Raw genomic sequence first — 19,467 nt, 5'->3', positions numbered from 1 at the left:
CGGCACGGGAACCGCCAAGGGGGTGTTTCAGTCTCATGAACTCAGGGCGGTATCCCTGTCCATGGCGCATGACCCGCTGATCAACTGTGGCGCATGCCCGAGATATCCCGCCGTGCCTTCGGTGGTCTCGTCGGCGGTGGTGCTGTGACCGCGGTTGCCGGCACAACCACCGCCGCAGCCGCGACCACAGATGATCACGCCGCCCCCGCCGAGCGCCCGTTCAAGGCCCGCCCCGCCGCCACAGGCAAGCGCCCCAACTTCCTCGTCATCCTTGGCGACGATCTCGGCTGGGCCGACCTGTCTTCGTACGGCGCTCCGCACATCAAGACCCCCAACCTGGACCGGCTGGCCCGGCAGGGAGTCCGGTTCACGGATGCCTACTCGGGCTCCGCGACCTGTTCGCCGACCCGGTTCAGCCTGTACACCGGGCGGTATCCGGGCCGTACGCCCGGCGGCCTTGCCGAGCCGGTCGGCGACAAGACGCAGGGGCTCGACCCCCATCACCCCACGCTGGCTTCCCTGTTGAAGAAGGTGGGCTACGCCACCGCGCTGATCGGCAAGTGGCACTGCGGCTGGCTGCCGGACTACAGCCCCACCAAGTCGGGGTGGGACGAATTCTTCGGCAACTTCGGCGGTGTCCTGGAGTACTACTCCAAGCTCGGTCAGCTCGGCACCTACGACCTCTACGAGGGCGACGCCGAGTACAAGGACCTGCGCTACTACACGACCGTGCTGACCGAGCGGGCCGTCGACTATGTGAGCCGCGACCACGACACGCCGTGGCTGCTCAACCTCAACTTCACCACCCCGCACTGGCCGTGGCTCGCAGAGGGCGACGAGGAGACCGGCGCGGAGATCGAGGCGAAACTCCGGTCCGCGAAGACCCCGGCGGAACTCATCGCCGCGTTCAACCACGCCGACGGTGGCTCCGTCGCCAAGTACACGCAGATGGTCGAGAGCCTCGATGCCTCTGTCGGCCAGGTACTCACGGCGCTGCGCCGGTCCGGGCAGGAGGAGAACACCGTCGTCGTCTTCGCCAGCGACAACGGCGGGGAGCGCTGGTCGTACCAGTGGCCGCTCAGCGGTGAGAAGTCCCAACTCCTGGAGGGCGGGATCCGGGTCCCGACCATCGTGCGCTGGCCCTCCCGCATCGACGGCCGGCAGGTCAGCCACGAGCCGAACTTCTCACCCGACTGGACGGCGACCCTGCTGGAGATCGGTGGCGCCCGCCCCGATCCGGCGTACCCCTTGGACGGCACGAGCCTGGCCGGCTACCTGCTGCGCGGCGAGGAACTGCCCGAACGGGACCTGTTCTGGCGGGTGCGGGGCAACCGGGCGCTCAGGCGCGGCGACTGGAAGTACTACCAGGACGCGAACGGCAAGGACCACCTCTACAACCTCGCCGCCGACCAGCGCGAACAGGCCGACCGCGCCCCGGACGAGCCGGAGCTGCTCGGCCGGCTGAAGGCGTCGTGGGAGCGGGTCGCGGAGGGCCTGCTGGATTACCCGGGCTGAAGGCTGTGCCGGAGGGGGGAGGGGGCTGCAGCTTTGGGTGACAGGTTGGCCTGCGCCGGATTCCGCTGCACTACGAAGCCGAGTGCACGGATCTAGTAGTGCAGCGGATCTGCGGGCGCGACACTGTCGGCCCAGTGGGCCTGCCCCGGACTTCGCTCGCTACCGGCGGCCCTGATCGGGGGTCGTGGCGCCGACCAGGATCACTGTGTTGCCGAAGACCTCCTCGCCGCGTCCCATCTGGGCGTGGGCCAGGGGGATCTCGTCCAGCGGCAGGACGCGTCCGACCACAGGATCGATCTTTCGGTCGCGGACCAACTGGTTGTAGGCGACGGCCTGCTCGTCGTTGGTGCCGTGCGAGCCCTGCAGGCGCTTCTGGCGGGTCCAGTGGTAGCGCAGGTCGACCATGGCGTCGAAGCCGGTCGTCCCGGCGCAGATGACCACCATGCCCCCGGGGCGGCAGGCGAAGATGCTGGTCGGGATCGTGCTGGCCCCGGGGTGCTCGAAAACGATCGCCGGGTCCTCGCGTGCCCCGGCAAGCTCCCAGATCTTCTTGCCGAACGCACGGGCACCCGCAGTCCAAGCCTTCTGCCCGGCCTTGTCGTCGACCAGCGGCGGGATGCCCCAGTGGTCGAACTCCCGGCGGTTGATGTAGCCGATGGCGCCGTACTTCATCGCGTACTCACCGCGCACGTCGTCGGAGACGACCGCGACGGCACGACCGCCTGCCGCCCTGACCAACTGCGTGGCCTGCGTGCCCAGTCCGCCCGAACCGCCCCACACGAGGACCAGGTCGCCGTCCTGGACCGTGTTGCCGTCCCAGCCCAGGAGCATCCGGTACGCCGTCGTGCCCACCAGCGTCGGCGCGGCCGCCTCCGCCCAGCTGAGGTGGTCGGCCTTGGGCAGCACCTGATGGGCCTGGACGCGGGCGAACTGGCCGAAGGCGCCGTAGTTCGTGTCGTAGCCCCAGATCTTCGCGCTGGGCGCGATCATCGGGTCCCGGCCCGCGGTCACCCACGGGTCGTCCGCGTCCCACACGCCGGGGTGCACGATCACTTCGTCGCCCACCGCCACGTCGGTGACCGCGTCCCCCACGGCGTAGACGATGCCGGAGGCGTCCGAGCCGCCGATGTGGAAGTCCTCGAACTCGCCGCGCTTTTGTCGTACGCCGACCTGGTCGACCGGGTAGCCGCGTGCGGCCCAGACGTTGTTGTAGTTCACGCCGGCGGCCATCACGGCGATGAGGACCTCGTGGGGGCCGATGGCAGGGGTGGGCACGAGTTCGTGCTGGAAGGCGGTCATCGGGTCGCCGTACCGGTCGGGCCGCACGACCTGGGCGTGCATCGTGGCCGGCACCTCGCCCAACGGCGGGAGCGTGCCGACGTCGGGGGCCTGTGCGGTGGTGGCGACGGAGCGCCGTTCGCTGCTCATGAGGGTCTCCTCGAAGATGGAGGGCAGGGGTGGTTGGGGTACCGGGTGCGGAAAGTGGCCGCGCCGCGCTCGGCGCTAGGTCTGCGGGGCGGGGGAGCGCAGGTAGCCGACGAGCGCTGCGATGCCGGCGAGCGGGCCCAGGGCCAGCACCAGCAGCGCCCATGTCCACGAGCCGGCGTCGGCCAGCACCGGCACGAGGTAGATCGTGACCGCGGTGGTCACGTAGCCGACGCCGAGTTGCAGGGAGACGGCACTCCCGACGAAGCGCTGGTCGACGTTCTCGGTGACCATCGCGGAGAACTGGGCGGAGTCCGCGATCACCCAGAACCCCCAGAAGGCGCTCACGACCAGCACGAGCGGCAACGGCAGGGTGTGCACGAAGGCGAGTACGACGACGGCACTGCCCGAGCAGACGAGACTCACCAGCGCCGCCCGGGCCCGGCCGTACCGGTCGCTGATGCGGCCGCCGACCAGACAGCCCGCGGCCCCCACGCCGATGCAGCCGAACGCGGCCAGTGCGGCCTGCCGCGCGCCGTCCGGGCGGTCCGCGAAGCCGTGCAGGCCCGCGAGGAACGTGCCGATCCAGGCCCACATGGCGTACAGCTCCCACATGTGCCCGGCGTAGCCGATGTTGGCGAGCACGACCCGCCGCCTGCGACTGGCACGCAACGCCGCCCGCAGGTCGAAAGTGGACTGGGGGAACGGGAAGGGCCCGGAGCTGCGCAGCAGCAGGGTCGACAGCCCGCCAATGGCGGTGAGCACCGACGTGACGACGATGACCACGCGCCACTCAAGACCGCCGGTTGCCTTGACCAGTTGGGGTATCGCGGAGCCGAGGGTGAGTGCCCCGATCATGACGCCGAGCGCGGTGCCACGCCCGGTGCGGAACCAGGACGAGACCTCCTTGAGCGCCGGCGGATACACCGCGGCCAGGCAGGCGCCGGTCAGCGCCCGCAACCCGACGGCCACCGCGAAGCCGGGAGCCCACAGCAGCACCAGGTTCATCGCCGCGGCGGCCAGCGCGCCCAGGCACATCAGGCGGCGCCCCGGAAGGGCGTCGGCCAGGCCGGTCGCGGCCAGGGCGAGAGCCCCGACCACGAAGCCCAGTTGCACGGCGATCGTCAGCAGCGAGCTCTGCCCGCTGCTCAGCTGCCACAGGTCCTTGAGCTGCGGGACGACGAAGGATGCGGAGAACCAGACGCTCATCGACAGGAACGTGGCCAGAGCGATCAGCGCGAGTGCGGTGGTTGGCCGGGCCTGCGGCGGGGAGTCGGGCGGTGTGCTCGTGGTCGGGAGGTTCACGTGTCGGCGCCCCCGGCTCAGCCGCGCCGCGCGTTGAGCCGCCGCACGCGGCCCAGTGCGGCGATGGCCCGGTCGACCGACTCGATCACCGCGACGCCCCGGTTCGCGGCCTGCTCGCGCAGCGTGCGCACCAGGCCGTCCTGTTCGGCGCTGTAGCTGCTGCGCAGCACCAGGACGACCGGGACGGGGCCGCGTTCGGCGGCGCTGATGTCGTCGGCCATGTCGGTGAGCATCGCGGCGGCGTCGCTGCCGTGCTTCATGTCGTAGACGGTGCCCATGTCGGTGTAGGCGACGATGCAGTCGACGGCCGGGTCGGTGGCGACCGCTTCGACGAGCCGGCCCATGATGCTGGCGCCGGTGTCGTCGACCATGGACCAGGTGGGGATGTCGATCGGGTTGTGCAGGCTGCTGCCGGGCGCGTCGTACGGGGACAGGGCCCGGTCGGTGGCCTCGGCGAACGGCGGAAGGACCAGGCCGCTTTCGTAGGCGGTGTCGGCTCCGACGACGGCGACGCCGCCGCCGGTGCCCAGCAGGCCCAGGCCCGGTCCGGTGAACTCGGGGGCGTATTGGGCGAGCAGCAGGGTGTCCATGAGCTCGTCGAAGCTGTCGACGAGGACGACGCCGGCGTCGGCGGCAGCGTCGCGCAGCAGCTGCGGGTCGCTGGCGAGGGCGCCGGTGTGGGAGGCGGCCGCGGCGCCGCCGACTTTGCTGCGGCCGCCCTTGAATAGGACGACCGGGGTGGTCATCGTCGTCGCGAGGGCGAAGAAGTCGCGGGCGTCGCTGTCGTCCTCGAGGTAGAAGGCGGCGACGGAGGTGGCCGGGTCGGCTTCGCAGAACGCCAGCAGTTCGGCGGGGGAGACGTCGTGGCAGTTGCCCACCGAGCTGACGAAGCTGAAGCGCAGGCCGAGTTCGTTGCCGCGGCGCACCACGTCGCCGGCGTAGGTGCCGGATTGGGAGACGACCGCGATGGATCCTTGCTCCGTGGAGGAGGCGTCCCGGCCGATCATGGTCAGCCTGGAGTGGGGGGTGTAGTGGCCGATGCAGTTGGGGCCCAGCACGCGCAGGTCCGTGCCGGACACCGCCTGCGCCAGGTCGGTGGTGTCGGCGGTGAGCACATGCGCGCTCTTCACGCCCCGGGCGGCGAGATCGGTCAGGGCCTGCGGGACGGCGGCGGCCGGCAGGGCGATGACCGCGCGGTCGATGCCCTCGGGCAGCTCGTCGATCGAGGAGACGGCCGCATGGCCCAGGATGTTGTTGGCGGAGCGGCTCACCGGGTGCAGCGTGCCGGTGAAGCCCATGTCCACCGCGGTGCGCACCGCCCGGTGCCCCATCTTGTCGGGGTGGGCGGAGGCGCCGACGACTGCCATGGACGTGGGATAGATCGCGGGCTTCAGCTGACGGTACAGGGCCTCGGGGTCGGGCAGCGGCGACGTGGGGTCGATGCCGTCCGCGCGGGTCACGGCGCGTGCGTCGACGGCGACGAGCGCATCGTCGCCCACCACGATCGGGTTGAGGTCGATCTGGTCGACCGGCTCGGACAGCAGCAGTCCGTCCGCGCCGCCGACGCTGACCAGCAGGTCGGCCAACTGGTCGTACCCGGCGGGGAAGCGGCGGCGCAGGACACCGCCGATGCGGGTGCGGTCGATCAGGCGCAGTGCTCCGGCGCGGTCGAGGGGCGCCCGGGCGAAGGCGACGTCACCGAGGGCCTCGACGTCGACACCGCCGGAGCCGACCATGACGACGGGCCCGAAGCCCGCCTCGTGCAGGGCTCCGACGACCACTTCGGGCCCGGCCTCGATCATGGGTTCCACGGTGACGCCCCTGGGCGTGATGCCGCGGGCCTGCTGCTCGGTGAACAGTTGCTTGACGGCGGCCTCGGCGTCGCCGGGGGCGATGTGGAGCAGGACGCCGCCGGCCTTGCTCTTGTGGACCACGCCATCGGCCACGAGCTTGATCGCCAGCGGCTTGTCGAGGCTGCGGGCCACGTCGCCCGCTGACTGGGGGGTGTCGGCGAAGACGACGGGATTGGCGGGTATCCCGTAGCGAATGGCCAGGTCGCGGATGACGTCCTCGCGCAGCCGCTGTCCGGCGGTCGGGGGCAGGTCGGTCGTGGTCACGCGAGCACCTTCTCGATCTCGGTGGGCAGGTTCGTGGGACGGTCGGGGTAGCTGGCCGGCCGCCGGTCCAGGAAGGAGCGCACGCCCTCGTCACCGTCCGGCAGCGGGCGGATCAGGGCGGCCAGTTGGGATTCCACGGCGCGTCCCGCGTCGCTGCCGTTGTGCAGGGTGTGGGACAGGCCGGCCTTGACCGCGGCGACCACGGCCGGGGACACCGAGGTGATCTGCTCGGCGAGTTCGAGGGCGCCGTCCAGGGCCTGCTCGCCGTCGTGGATCGCGGTGACGAAGCCGTGCTGCTCGGCTTCCCGGGCGGTGAACGGTGCGGCGGTGGCCAGCCAGCGGTAGGCGATCGGGTAGCCCACGAGGTCGAGGAGCCGGCTGAGCTGGCCGCCCACCGGCACCAGGCCGATCGCGGCGCCCACGCCGCAGAACCGGGCGTCGGGCGTGGCCACGCGCAGGTCGCAGTTGAGGGCGAGGATGAACCCGGCCGCGTACGCGGGGCCGTCGATCGCGCCGATCACGGGGGTGAGGATCTCCGAGGGGCGGGAGAATGCGGCGTTGGCGACGGGGTCGCCGGCGGTGGCGGGATCGGCCAGGACCTCCTGGAGGTCGTGGCCGGAGGAGAAGCAGCCGTCGGTGCCGGTGACCACGATCGCGCGCACGGCGGGGTCGGCGTCGGCCCGGTCGAGTTCGGCCAGCAGCGAGGCGGTCATGCGGCCGTTGAACGCGTTGCGTTTGGTGGGGTTGGAGATGGCCAGGATGCGGGTCGCGCCCTTGTCGGACACCTGGATGCCGGATGCCATGAGCAGGCTCCTGTCTGGCGTGGAAGGGAAGGTTCAGCCGGCGCTCTGGCCGACGGGCTCGCCGACCGGCGGCGCTGCTTCGGGTTCGGTCGGCGGCTCGGCGGTCCGGAAGATCCGTGCGAGCAGGCTTCCGGCCGCGACGATCACGCAGTTGAGGACGAGTGAGGAGATCGCGATGTAGATGGGGCTGGACAGGAAGAACGGGGTCGCGGTCGACCCTCCGAAGGGCCCGCCGGTCGGAGACTTGACGCCGTAGGCCGCCCACGTGCCGTAGACGACGGCGACCAGCAGGCCGGTCATCAGGGCGCACTTGCTGGTGAACCGCTTGGTGAATAGGCCCAACAGCACGGTGGGCAGCGTCTGCAGGATCCAGATCCCGCCCAGCAGTTGGAAGTTGACCGCGGCCTTCGCGTCCAGGGTGAGGACGAATACCAGCGCGCCCGCCTTCACCAGTACCGACACGACCTTGGAGACGAGCGTCTCGCGCCTGGCCGTGACGGGGCGGCGGCTGTAGGTCCGGTAGATGTTGCGGCTGACGAGGTTGCCCGCGGCGATGGCCATGATGGCGGCCGGGACCAGGGCACTCATCGCGATGGCGGCGAAGGCGACACCGGTGAGCCAGGACGGGAACATCTCGGCGAGCAACTGCGGCACCGCGTACTGGGGGTTGCCGTCGCGCGGTGTGATGCCGGCGGCGAGCGCCATGATGCCCAGCAGAGCCACCAGGCCAAGCAGCACGGTGTACAGCGGGAGCAGCGACATGTTGCGGCGCACCGTCTTCGCGCCCCGGGAGGCGAAGACGCCGGTGATGGCGTGCGGATAGAGGAAGAACGCCATGCCAGAGCCCAGCGCGAGTGTCATGTAGACACTCGGGTCCACGGCGACCGCGGGATCGCCGGACTTCGGAGTGGTGGGCTTGTCAGCCAGCGCCCTGGAGGCGGCGTCGAAGATGCTGTCGAACCCGCCGAGCTTGATCGGAATGTAGATCACCGCGGCGATCACGACGATGTAGACCAGGGCGTCCTTGACGAAAGCGATCAGCGCCGGGGCACGCAGCCCGGAGGAGTACGTGTAGGCGGCCAGGATGCCGAACGCGAGCAGCAGCGGCAGGTCTCGCAGGAACCAGTTCCCGGCAGCCGATCCTCCGATGCCCAGCGCGCCCAGGACGACCTCCAGGCCGACCAACTGCAGGGCCAGGTACGGCATCGTGGCGAGCAGACCGGTGACGGTGATGGCCAGGCTGAGCGGTTTGGAACCGAACCGGTCGTGGACGAAGTCGGTGAGGGTGACGTAGCCCTTCTTGTGCGCCAGCGACACCAGCTTGGGCAGGAACAGGAACCCGAGCGCGTACAGCACCACGGCGTTCGGAATCGCGTAGAAGCCGAACGCGCCCATGCTGAACAGTGCCGCCGGGATGGCGATGAGGGTGTAGGCGCTGTACAGGTCCCCGCCGAGCAGCACCCAGGTGATCAGAGGGCCGAAGGTGCGGCCTCCCAGCGCCCATTCGTCGAGCTGGTCGCCGTCGGAGGCCCGGCGCCACCGGCTGGCCACGAAGCCCATGACCGTGACGAGAAGCAGGAGGGCGAGGAAGACGGAGAAGGTGACCGCGTCGAAGTTCATGCGGCCTCCGCCTCGTCCGTGTCGCCTGCGTACAGGAGCCGGTAGGCGGTCCCCGTGGCGATCGCGGTGCCGATGGCCATGGCCATCTGGAACCAGTAGAAGAACGGGATACCGATGAGGGTGGGGCCGGTCCGCTGGTACAGGGGAACGGCGAGACTGAGTGCCACCGGTATGAGGATCAGCAGTCCGCTCACTGCGAGTCGCAGCGGGCGAGCGGCTCGCACGGGAGCTTGCTCCCGGGTTTCGCCCATCGTGGACTCTCCTTCGAGTCGGGAGGGGTGCGAGGGGCGCGGTGCGAGCAGGCGGGCGTGGTGGCTGGTCACGTCCGGTGGGGTCCTGCGCGCCGCGCTGTCACCGGCCGGATTCGGCCAAGCGGTGAAGAGGACGTGGGCGGCACGCTAGGAGCGCTGCGTGATCCACGACATACGAGAATCCGAGAAGTTCCCGGCCATGGTGTTGGGGTTCGTACAGGGCGCCGCGGTCTACAGCGGGGGAGCGGAGTCCCACAGCCGCACGCCGAGGGCCAGCAGCAGCAGGTCGTCCACGGCCATCGGATCGCGGCGGGTCAACGTGTGGATGCGCCGCAGCCGGTAGACGACGGTGTTGGGGTTGACCGTGAGCTCGGCGGCCGCCTTGGTCAGGTTGAAGTTGGCGTTGACGTAGGCACGCAGCGTCGCCAGAAGTTCGGCGTTCTTGCGCTCGTCGTAGTCGACCAGCGGGCGCACCGTCTCCTCCAGGAGGGCGTCGATGTGCTGGGTCGAGCGCAGGATCTGGTCGAGCAGGACGTCGGCGAAGCGGATGGCCCGCTCGGATTGGCCGATGGAGAAGCCCAGTTCCGCGGCCTCGTGGGCCTCGGTGTAGGAACGCCGGACCCCGGTGAGCCCCTCGGCGATCCGGCCGATGCCCACCGTCCAGGCGGGCTCGGCGGCGGCGAGGGCGTGGGCGGCCGCCTCGACACGGGTGCCGTCCTCGCCGTACTCGAGAACGCAGATGCACACGATCTCCTGATCGCGCGGGCCGGTGAGGAAGGACCGGGTCAGTGGCACGAACTGGTCGCGCACGGCCAGCACCGCGGCCTGCACGCCGGCCAGTGGGTGGTCGCGGTCGGGCACTTGCACCACAACGACCATCAACTGGCCGCGCAGGCTCGTGGCGAGCACCGCGGCCTGGCGGCGGGCACGCTCGCTGACCGGCTCGCCGGTCAGCACGGTCTCCAGCACGTCGGTGCGCAGCGCCTGCCCGTCGACCGCCGAGACGGTCGATTCGCGGATGTAGGCCCGCGACAGGTCGTTGGAGACACGGTCCAGGTACTCCATCATCGCGTCGGCGGCGTCGATGGACAGCTGCTTGCCGACCGGGTCGTCGCCCGCGAACTCCGCCATGGTGCGCCAAATCCGCGTCCCCCACAGCCGATAGGTGCGCAGCAAGGACGGCAGGCTGACGTGCTGATGCACCCGGCGGGCCGCCGAGCGGCGGATCCACTCGATGTCCTGGTCGGGCACCCCGAGACCGTTGGAGAAGGTGTCGACGAGGTACTCGATGTTCTGCACGGCGGCGTCGGTGACATCGCGGATCAGGACCGACTCCGGCAGCTCCCGGTACTCGGACACCACCGCCGTGTATTCGTCGACCAGGCTGCTGCACAACTCGTGCCGCCGGGCCCGCAGCTGCTCCAGGACCGAGGCCAGGCGCTCCGCGTAGGCGTCGTCCCGGCCGTCCGGCGATTCGATGAGCATGGTCACCCCCACAGACAGGCACGCGTCGATCTTCGGAGCCTAGACGCGGGGACCGCCACAAACGAGCCCTCGTACCTCGCAGAAAACGAGAAGGAGTGCGGCAAAACTTCTCGGACTTTCTCATGACTCGGCTCACACGCCGGACCTAGCGTTCCTGGTGTCCCGAAGCCCGCGCTCGGCGACGCCACCGTCCCGCACCACCGCGAGGAGGCGTCGCCCACCTGCCCGAAGCCGCCTTCCGGGGCCTGCCCGACACCCACGGAACCGATGCATAGGGGTTCGCCATGTCCCACGCTCCAGACCCGGTCCTCAAGACCGCCGAAGACTCCACGTTCATCCAGGCCGAGCGACAAGGCCCGGTGGTGGTCGTCAGGCTGGACCGGCCCAAGGCCCTCAACGCCCTGTGCGACCGGCTCACCCGCGAACTGGCCCGCGTGCTCGACGCCGTCGAGGCCGACGACTCCGTCGGCGCCGTGGTGCTGACCGGCAGCGAGAAGGCCTTCGCCGCCGGTGCAGACATCAAGGAGATGCACTCCAAGGACTTCTCCGACGTCTTCCTGGAGGACTTCATCACGTCCTCCTGGGAGCGCACGGCCACTCTGCGCAAGCCGATCATCGCCGCCGTCAGCGGCTACGCCCTGGGCGGCGGCGCGGAACTGGCGATGATGTGCGACTTCGTCATCGCCGCCGAGAGCGCGAAGTTCGGCCAGCCGGAGATCAGCATCGGTGTCCTGCCCGGAGCAGGCGGCACCCAGCGCCTGGCCCGCTCGGTCGGCAAGGCCAAGGCGATGGACATGGTCCTGACCGGCCGCACGATCGACGCCCGGGAGGCGGAGCGCATCGGCCTGGTGGCCCGCGTCGTGCCCACCGACTCGCTGCTGCAGGTGGCCACGGAGGCCGCGGCCACCATCGCCGGGTTCTCCCGCCCCGCCGTCCTCATGGCCAAGGAGAGCGTCGGCCGCGCCTTCGAAACCCCCCTGGCCGAGGGGCTGCGCTTCGAACGCCGCATGTTTCACGCCGCGTTCGCCACCGAGGGGCAGAGCGAGGGCATGGCCGCCTTCCTCGACAAGCGCGACGCAAAGTACACCCACCGCTAGACAGGAGCAGGCCATGAGCAGCACAACCACCGATACGGTCTTCACCTTCGCGCAACCGCGCGACATGCGCGTCGGCGGCGGAGCCCTGAACGACATCGGAGAGGCCGTGACCGCCCTCGGGGCCAGTCGGCCGCTCATCGTCACTGATGCGTTCCTGGTGAGCACCGGCCTCGCCGAGCGCACCGCCGCACTGCTGCGCGAGGCCGGCTGCACGCCGAGCGTCTTCTCCGAGACGATCCCCGACCCCACGACCGACTCCCTGGCCAAGGGACTGGAGGCGATCCGCGCCGATGACTGCGACGCGCTGATCGGCCTCGGCGGCGGCAGCCCCATGGACACCGCCAAGGCGCTCGCGCTGCTGAGCGTGCAGGGCGGCGAGATGCGCGACTACAAGGCACCGCGCCAGAACACCGCCGCGGCCCTGCCCGTCGTGGCGGTCCCGACCACCGCGGGCAGCGGCTCGGAAGCCACCCAGTTCACGATCATCACCGACAGCGCATCCGACGAGAAGATGCTGTGCACCGGCCGCTCGTTCCTGCCCGCCGCCGCGATCATCGACTTCGAGCTCACGGTCTCGATGCCGGCCCGCCTGAGCGCCGACACCGGCATCGACGCCCTCACCCACGCCGTCGAGGCCTACGTCAGCAAGCGCGCCAACCCGCTCTCCGACGCTCTCGCCCGCACGGCGATCTCCACCATCGGACGCAACCTGCGCCGCGTCGTCGACAACGGCGAGGACCGGGCGGCCCGGGCGGCCATGATGCTGGCCGCCACCCAGGCGGGCATCGCCTTTTCCAACTCCAGCGTCGCCCTCGTCCACGGCATGAGCCGGCCCATCGGCGCCCATTTCCACGTGGCGCACGGCCTGTCCAACGCCATGCTCTTCCCGGCGGTCACCGCTTTCTCCGCCTTCGCCGACCGGGCGGCCACCGCCCGCTATGCCGACTGTGCCCGCGCCTTCGGCGCCGCCACGGCCGACGACGGCGACGACACCGCCGCGCGCGCTCTCGTCGACGCCATCGGCGGGCTGTGCGGCGACCTCAAGGTGCCCACCCCGTACGAGTTCGGCATCGACGAGGCGCGCTGGAACAGCCTGATCCCGCTCATGGCCGAACAGGCCCTGGCCTCCGGATCGCCCGCCAACAACCCGCGCGTGCCCTCCGCCGAGGAGATCGCACAGCTCTACACCCAGATCTACCGCTGAGGGAGCCGACCACCATGACCACCATCCGGGGCGCAGCCCCGATCGACCACTGGATCGCAGGAAAGAGCACCGTCGGCGCCTCCATCGCGCGCGGCGACGTGTACAACCCGGCGACCGGCGCGCTGTCCGGCCAGGTCGCCCACGCGACCGTCGAAGACGTGCAAGCGGCCGTCACCGCCGCCGCCGGCGCGTTTCCCACCTGGGCCAACACCCCGCCGCACGTTCGCGCCCGGGTCCTGTTCCGCTTCCGGGACCTCGTGGAGACCCACCGCGATCGGCTCGCCGAAATCATCACCGCCGAACACGGCAAGGTCTTCAACGACGCCCAGGGCGAAGTGACCCGCGGCATGGAGGTCATCGAATTCGCCTGCGGCATCCCGCAGATGCTCAAGGGCGAGTTCTCCGAGAACGTCGGACGCACCGTCGACGCCATCACCCTGCGCCAGCCGCTCGGCGTGGTCGCCGGCATCTCCCCGTTCAACTTCCCCGCCATGGTACCCATGTGGATGTTCCCGGTCGCCCTGGCCTGCGGAAACACCTTCGTCATGAAGCCCTCGGAAAAGGACCCCACGCTCAGCAACGAGCTCGCCCGCCTGCTGGCGGAAGCTGGTCTGCCGGACGGCGTCTTCAACGTCGTCCACGGTGACAAGGTGGCGGTCGACGCCCTGCTGGAGGACCCGCGCGTCGAGGCGATCAGCTTCGTCGGCTCCACCCCCATCGCCGAACACGTCCACAAGACCGCGGCGGCCAACGGCAAGCGGGTGCAGGCCCTGGGCGGCGCCAAGAACCACATGGTCGTCATGCCCGACGCCGACCTCGACCAGGCCGTCGCCGCCCTGATGGGCGCCGCCTACGGATCGGCCGGCGAACGCTGCATGGCCATCTCGGTCGCCGTTCCCGTCGGCGAGGAGACCGCACAGCGCCTGCGCGAGCGCCTGGTCAAGGCCCTGGCCGAGCTCAAGGTGGGCCCCGGCACGAACGACAGCGTCGAAATGGGGCCGCTGGTCACCGCCGCCCACCGCGACAAGGTCGCCGGCTACCTGGACATCGGCACCCGGGAGGGCGCGGAACTCGTCGTCGACGGCCGCCATGCCCACATCGAGGCAGCAGGAGAGGGCTACTTCCTGGGCGGCTCGCTCTTCGACCACGTCACCCCCACCATGCGGATCTACCTGGAGGAAATCTTCGGCCCGGTCCTGTCGATCGTGCGGGCCAACTCCTTCGCCCAGGCCCTCACCCTCGTCAACGAGCACGAGTTCGGCAACGGCACCGCGATCTTCACGCGCGACGGCAACACCGCCCGCACCTACCTCGCCGAGGTCAAGGCCGGCATGGTCGGCATCAACGTGCCCATCCCAGTCCCGATGGCCTTCCACTCCTTCGGCGGCTGGAAGCGCTCCCTGTTCGGCGACCACCACATCCACGGCCCCGAAGGCGTGCGCTTCTACACCCGCAACAAGACCGCCACCACCCGCTGGCCCAGCGACGCTGCGGTGACCACCGAATTTGCGATGCCCACCCATGGCTGAGCCGGCACAGGGCGCACCGACCGGCCTGCGCACCGAACGCGACGGCCCCCTCGGCCGCATCATCCTGGACCGCCCCAAGGCACTCAACGCCCTGACCCTGGACATGGTCCGAGCGCTGGAGACCACGCTGCTCGCCTGGCGCAGCGAACCCCTGACCGCGGTGACCCTCGAAAGCTCCGACACACGCGCCTTCTGCGCGGGCGGCGACATCCGCACCATCCGCCAGAACACCCTCGACGGCCGGCAGCAGCCGAGCCTGCAGTTCTTCGCCACCGAGTACCGCGTCAACGCACTGATCGCCGACTACCCGCACCCCATCGTGTCCCTGATCGACGGGGTCTGCATGGGCGGCGGCATGGGCCTGTCCGTCCACGGCCCCTTCCGCGTGGTGACCGAAGCCGCGCTGCTGGCCATGCCGGAGACCTCTATCGGCTTCTTCCCCGACGTGGGCGCCACCCACTTCCTGCCCCGTCTGCCGGGCGCGGCCGGCATGCATCTCGGGTTGACCGGCAGACGCGTCAACGCTGCCGACGCCCTCGCCCTCGGACTGGCCACACACGGCTGCTCCTCCTCTCGGCTAGCCGAAATCCCGGACCTGCTGCGCACCCGCGGACGCCACAGCGTCGACGAGGTCCTCAACAGCATCTGCACCACCCCGCCCGTCGATGCCGAACTGCCCGCCCACCGCACGGCCATCGACGAGGTCTTCGCGGCCGACAGCCTCAGCACCATCCGGCAGCGGCTGCACGCCGTCGACGACCCCTGGCTGGCCGAGCAGGCGCACACCCTGGACACCCCGTCGCCGCAAAGCCTGGAACTCACCTTCCACCTGATCAGCCGCGGCAAGGAACGCAACCTGGCCACCTGTCTCACCGCGGAGCTGCGCGCCGCGCTGCACACGGTCACCACCCACGACTTCCTCGAAGGGGTACGTGCGGTGCTGGTGGACAAGGACCGCTCACCCCGCTGGGCCGAACACACCACCTACCAGGGCGTGGACCAGCAGGGACAGCCCCACTGGAGCCCAGCACCCGGCACAGCCGCAATCGCGCGAACAGCACATCCGTGGGAGGCCACGGCAACGACCGCGCCGTGACACCCGCCCAGCAAGCCCCACTTCCCACCGGCGCCCGTCAGCCGCGCCGTACACCAAGGAGAACGGCATGCCCCAGATCGCCAACACACTCAACGGAGTCGACCGCGACGCCCTCAACGGCACCCTCGACGCAGTGGAGAAGAACCCGCAGCTCGCACAGGTCACGTTCACCCTCGGGGCCGACTGGAAGGGCGGCTGCCGCCAGCGCGCCGTCACCGGGGCGACCCGCCAGGCGGGAGACACGCTCGACAGCCGCACCGCGCGCTACACGCTCGAGTCCGACGAACCGGCGGCACTCCTCGGTTCGGACACCGCCGCCAGCCCCGCCGAATACGTGCTCCAGGCGCTCGCCGGCTGCTACGCCGTCACCTTCGCCACCCACGCGGCATCCCGCGGTATCGAACTGTCCGCGCTGCGCCTCGACATGGAAGCCGACTTCGACCTGCAGGGGTTCCTCGGACTCGACGAAGACACTCGTCCGGGCGCCCAGGAGATCAGGGTGACCGTGCACGCTGAGTCGCCGAACACCGCGCGCGAGGAACTGCAGGAACTCACCGAACTCGTGCAGCGGCACTCTCCGGTCCGCGACACCCTCGCCCACGAGGTCCGCGTCTCCACCAGCCTCGCCTGAGCACACCTCGGCTGCCGGAACTTCCTGAACCACCTCCATGCCGGACCCAACCAGGGAGCACCATGAGCGACACAGAGTTCATCCACCTCGACATCAGCGAACCCATCGCCCGGATCCGGATCGACCGGCCCAAGAAACTCAACGCCCTGTCGGTCGAACTCATGCGGGAACTGTCGGACACCCTCGACCTCGTCGAGCAGAACGACGACGTACGCGTCGTGGTACTGCAGGGCGGCGAGCGGGCCTTCAGCGTCGGCTACGACATCGCGCAGGAGGTCGAGATGGGCGTCTCCACGGCCGAGCAGTGGTACGGCGGCCTGGAGGCGAACATTGCCCTGACCATGAAGGTCTGGGGCCTGAACAAGCCCGTCGTCGGAGCCGTCTCGGGCTGGTGCCTGGCCGGCGGCTGTGAACTCGCCATGGCCTGCGATCTCATCGTCTGCACCGACGACGCGCAGTTCGGCGAGCCCGAGATCCGCTTCGGATCCGGCCCGGTCACCCTGCTCATGCCGTTCCTCATCGGGCAGAAGGCAACGAACGAACTCCTCTTCACCGGCGACACGATCGATGCACACCGAGCCGAGGAGCTCGGACTGGTCAACCATGTCGTCCCCCACGAAGAGCTCCAGGACACCGTCGAAAAGCTTGCCGGCAAGATCGCGCTGACACCGCTTCCGATCCTGCGATACACCAAGCGGGCCCTCACCCGGGCGTACACGGCGATGGGGCTCCAGACCGCCGTCGGCGACAACCATGCCATCGCGGCCGTCCTCAACTCGGCCGTGACGCCCGAGCGCGTGGAATTCACCGAACTCGTCGCCAACGAGGGACTCAAAACCGCACTCGCCTGGCGCGACGCACGATTCGCCACAGTCGACGCCCACTGAGCAGGAAGGAGCAGGCACGACCCGAAGCGGAGGCCGACGCCTCCGACATCATCGGCCTTCGCTGACAAGTTGCACGGCACGCGCGTACAGCCGTACTCGACCGGAATCGAGGCATGGACCGGCTCCGCCGTCACGGGGATGGGGCGGCGGAGCCGGACACCGCTCTGCGAAAGAGCGGCGGCCCCATTGTTGCGGATTCAATCGCGGTTGCGCGAGACCGCGTTGTGGCGCACGGCCGGACGGTTCGGGCGTCCGCCCGTGCGCTGCGGGCAACTGTCCCGGGGGACGGCCGCCTGAGGTCGTGGGCTGGTACCGACCCCGACCGAATCGCCCACCTGAACGTACGCCGACACGATGGCCCGGTGGTGGGCGCGGTGCTGGTTGTGGTGGGTTTCGACCTCGCGCAGGGCGTGGGAGCACGCGGACGTGGCGGGTGGTGTGCTCCACGGTTCTGGTGCGGGCCCTGGCAGTAGGCCTTGTTCAACCGGCGCGCTCCTCGCCGAGCTGCTGCAAGCGCGCCGCCTCGATGTCGAGCGCCCGCTGCGCCTGTCCCAGGACCACGGAACTGCAGGTGCCGCGCGAGCGCTCCTGCGCCAGCCGCTGGTTCTCCGCGTCGAGCACGCGCAGCTTCAACTCCACGTACTGGATACGGGGATCGAGGTCCGGTGCCGGTGCGGGCTCGGGCGTCTCGGAGGTGTCCCGTACCCGCAGGTCCCGGCGGAGCTGCTCCAACACCTCGGGGTCGTACGCGCTGCCGTCGGGGCGGCGCAGGTTCTCGTCGCCGAGGAGGTCGAGGGCGGTGGCATTGAAGGCGTTCAGGAGCGAGACGTAGTCGCTGCGCTGGTGCGCGGTGTCGTCCGGCGGGACGTGCACGGCCTTGATGACCGAGGGCAGGGTCAGGCCCTGGAGCAGCAGGGTCACCGTCGCGACGACGAAGGCGATCAGGATCAGCAGCGGGCGGGCCGGGGTGTCCTCGGGCAGCGTCTGCGCGGCGGCGAGTGTGATGGCGCCACGCATCCCGGCCCACGCGAGGACGGCGCTGCCGCGCCAGCCGAGCTTCTGGGTGGTGTGGAACTCCACGTCCGCGCGCACCTTGGTGACCCTCCGCTGGAACCGGGCCAGTTGCTCGGGGGTGTTCACCTGCGGCCTGCGCCGACGGGTCCGGCGTCGGGGCGGCTCAGAGGTGGGGTGGTCCGGTACCGCGCCGGGGTTGTTCAGGCGTTCCTGGATGCGGTCGAGGACGGGTTTGCTGCGCTCGGCGCGGCGGCTCTCGCGGTGCAGCATCGCGACCATCGGGCCGGTGAAGGCGATCCGGATGACGATGACGAGCGCGCTGGCCGTGAGGCCGATCCACAGCGCGCGCCCCATGTCCAGGTGGTCGGTGCGGACCTCGTCCACGAGCGCCTTCACGCTCAGCCCCATCAGCAGGAAGATCGAGCTTTCCAGCAGGAACGCGAGGGTGCGCCAGTTGACGGCCTCGGCCAGCCGGTCCTGCGCCCGCAGGTACCGGGGGCTGAGGTGGCCGGTGACGAGACCGGCGACCACCACCGCGAGCACCCCCGAGGCATTCCATTCCTCCGCGGGCACGTAGGCGATGAAGGGGACGGTGAACGAGACGGCCGTGTTCAGGACGGAGTCCCGAAGCAGACCTCGTACGCGTACGTTGGCGATGCCCACGACGAGGCCCACCGCACTCGCGCAGACCACCGCCCACACGAAGTCCCCGACGACACCCCACACGGAGACGGCGCCCGCCATCGCGGCGACGGCCGAGCGCAGCAGCACCAGCGACGACGCGTCGTTGACCAGGCCCTCGCCCTCCAGCAGCGTCAGCAGGCGGTGCGGCAGCCCGAGGCGGCGCCCGACGGACGTGGCGGCGACCGCGTCCGTCGGGCTGACGACGGCGCCCAGGGCGAACGCGGCCGGCCATCCCATGTCCGGCACGAGCCAGTGGAACAGCCACCCGCATCCCAGCGTGGACAGGGCTACCAGCACCACCGCGAGACCGGCGATCGGTTTGAGGTTCCGGCGGAAGTCCGTGATAGGCATGTTGACCGCGCCGGAGTACAGCAACGGCGGCAGCACGCCCGCCAGGATCCACTCCGGGTCGATCTCCGGGTGCGGCACGCCGGGCACGAAGCTCAGGGCGAGACCGACCACGACCAGGGCGAGCGGGGCGGCGAGCCCGAGGCGGCCGGAGAAGACGGCCGTCGCCACGATGCTCACCACCCCGAGGACCGCGACGAGTGTGGTCTCCACAGCCACCTCCGGAAGGTGAGATCGGTCAGGTCCGCGCGGAAGCGCCAGAACCCATCCAAGATCACCAGAGGCGTGCGCGCCAGGCGCCGACGTCCGACCGTCCTACCGTCTGAGAGTCCGACCGTCGGGCCGTCGGGCGGGCCGAGGGGCTGGTGGCGTCTGCACCGACGGGCCTGCGGCGCCTGCGGCCGTTCGAGCCGGACGGCGGAGACTCGGACGTGAGCCGTCAACCACGTACGCGTA

Annotated in this window: 15 protein-coding genes; 7 read left to right on the top strand and 8 right to left on the bottom strand. The window is 70.3% G+C overall.

The window, feature by feature from the left end:
* The first annotated feature begins 93 nt into the window (after positions 1 to 93).
* Positions 94 to 1,515, top strand: a complete 1,422-nt coding sequence (locus ACY34M_RS18145; protein WP_462720235.1) for a sulfatase family protein — start codon at positions 94 to 96, stop codon at positions 1,513 to 1,515.
* Positions 1,516 to 1,674: 159 nt separating this feature from the next.
* Here the strand turns inward: ACY34M_RS18145 and ccrA are convergent, their stop codons facing one another.
* The 7 genes from ccrA to ACY34M_RS18110 form a co-directional block, all read right to left on the bottom strand.
* Complete coding sequence (gene ccrA / locus ACY34M_RS18140; protein WP_462720234.1) at positions 1,675 to 2,943, bottom strand: crotonyl-CoA carboxylase/reductase; 1,269 nt, start codon at positions 2,941 to 2,943, stop codon at positions 1,675 to 1,677.
* A 75-nt stretch (positions 2,944 to 3,018) separates the two neighbouring features.
* A complete protein-coding gene (locus tag ACY34M_RS18135; RefSeq protein ID WP_462720233.1) occupies positions 3,019 to 4,245 on the bottom strand; it encodes an MFS transporter in 1,227 nt (408 codons plus the stop codon).
* A 17-nt stretch (positions 4,246 to 4,262) separates the two neighbouring features.
* A complete protein-coding gene (locus ACY34M_RS18130; protein WP_462720232.1) occupies positions 4,263 to 6,362 on the bottom strand; it encodes an acetate--CoA ligase family protein in 2,100 nt (699 codons plus the stop codon).
* Entirely contained in the window at positions 6,359 to 7,165 is an 807-nt protein-coding gene (locus ACY34M_RS18125) for an enoyl-CoA hydratase/isomerase family protein (protein ID WP_462720231.1), read from the bottom strand. The genes ACY34M_RS18130 and ACY34M_RS18125 overlap by 4 nt, the downstream gene beginning before the upstream one ends.
* Before the next feature lie 33 nt (positions 7,166 to 7,198).
* On the bottom strand, positions 7,199 to 8,785 hold the full coding sequence (gene mctP / locus ACY34M_RS18120) for a monocarboxylate uptake permease MctP (protein WP_462720230.1): 1,587 nt from the start codon (positions 8,783 to 8,785) through the stop codon (positions 7,199 to 7,201).
* Positions 8,782 to 9,108, bottom strand: coding sequence for a DUF3311 domain-containing protein (locus tag ACY34M_RS18115; RefSeq protein WP_462720229.1), 327 nt, complete (start codon positions 9,106 to 9,108; stop codon positions 8,782 to 8,784). The genes mctP and ACY34M_RS18115 overlap by 4 nt, the downstream gene beginning before the upstream one ends.
* A gap of 159 nt (positions 9,109 to 9,267) precedes the next feature.
* Entirely contained in the window at positions 9,268 to 10,521 is a 1,254-nt protein-coding gene (locus tag ACY34M_RS18110) for a PucR family transcriptional regulator (protein WP_462720228.1), read from the bottom strand.
* A 284-nt stretch (positions 10,522 to 10,805) separates the two neighbouring features.
* Between ACY34M_RS18110 and ACY34M_RS18105 the strand changes: the two genes are divergently transcribed.
* From ACY34M_RS18105 to ACY34M_RS18080, 6 genes are all read left to right on the top strand, one after another.
* Complete coding sequence (locus ACY34M_RS18105; RefSeq protein WP_462720227.1) at positions 10,806 to 11,618, top strand: enoyl-CoA hydratase; 813 nt, start codon at positions 10,806 to 10,808, stop codon at positions 11,616 to 11,618.
* Positions 11,619 to 11,631: 13 nt separating this feature from the next.
* On the top strand, positions 11,632 to 12,822 hold the full coding sequence (locus ACY34M_RS18100; protein WP_462720226.1) for an iron-containing alcohol dehydrogenase: 1,191 nt from the start codon (positions 11,632 to 11,634) through the stop codon (positions 12,820 to 12,822).
* Positions 12,823 to 12,836: 14 nt separating this feature from the next.
* Positions 12,837 to 14,351, top strand: a complete 1,515-nt coding sequence (locus ACY34M_RS18095; RefSeq protein ID WP_462720225.1) for a CoA-acylating methylmalonate-semialdehyde dehydrogenase — start codon at positions 12,837 to 12,839, stop codon at positions 14,349 to 14,351.
* Positions 14,344 to 15,447 (top strand): enoyl-CoA hydratase/isomerase family protein, encoded by a 1,104-nt coding sequence (locus ACY34M_RS18090; RefSeq protein ID WP_462720224.1) that lies wholly within the window; start codon positions 14,344 to 14,346, stop codon positions 15,445 to 15,447. The genes ACY34M_RS18095 and ACY34M_RS18090 overlap by 8 nt, the downstream gene beginning before the upstream one ends.
* Before the next feature lie 67 nt (positions 15,448 to 15,514).
* Entirely contained in the window at positions 15,515 to 16,078 is a 564-nt protein-coding gene (locus tag ACY34M_RS18085) for an OsmC family protein (protein ID WP_462720223.1), read from the top strand.
* Between the two features lie 62 nt (positions 16,079 to 16,140).
* Positions 16,141 to 16,965, top strand: coding sequence for an enoyl-CoA hydratase/isomerase family protein (locus tag ACY34M_RS18080; RefSeq protein WP_462720222.1), 825 nt, complete (start codon positions 16,141 to 16,143; stop codon positions 16,963 to 16,965).
* 480 nt (positions 16,966 to 17,445) lie between these two features.
* On the opposite strand, the gene ACY34M_RS18075 is transcribed toward ACY34M_RS18080, so the two are convergent.
* Positions 17,446 to 19,224: a cation:proton antiporter gene (locus tag ACY34M_RS18075; RefSeq protein WP_462720221.1), complete on the bottom strand. Its 1,779-nt coding sequence runs from the start codon at positions 19,222 to 19,224 to the stop codon at positions 17,446 to 17,448.
* Positions 19,225 to 19,467 lie beyond the last annotated feature (243 nt).

This window comes from Streptomyces sp. EDA2-14 (assembly GCF_054963755.1).
Note: the sequence above shows the minus strand (reverse complement) of the source record. Positions and strands in the feature narration are given on the sequence as shown.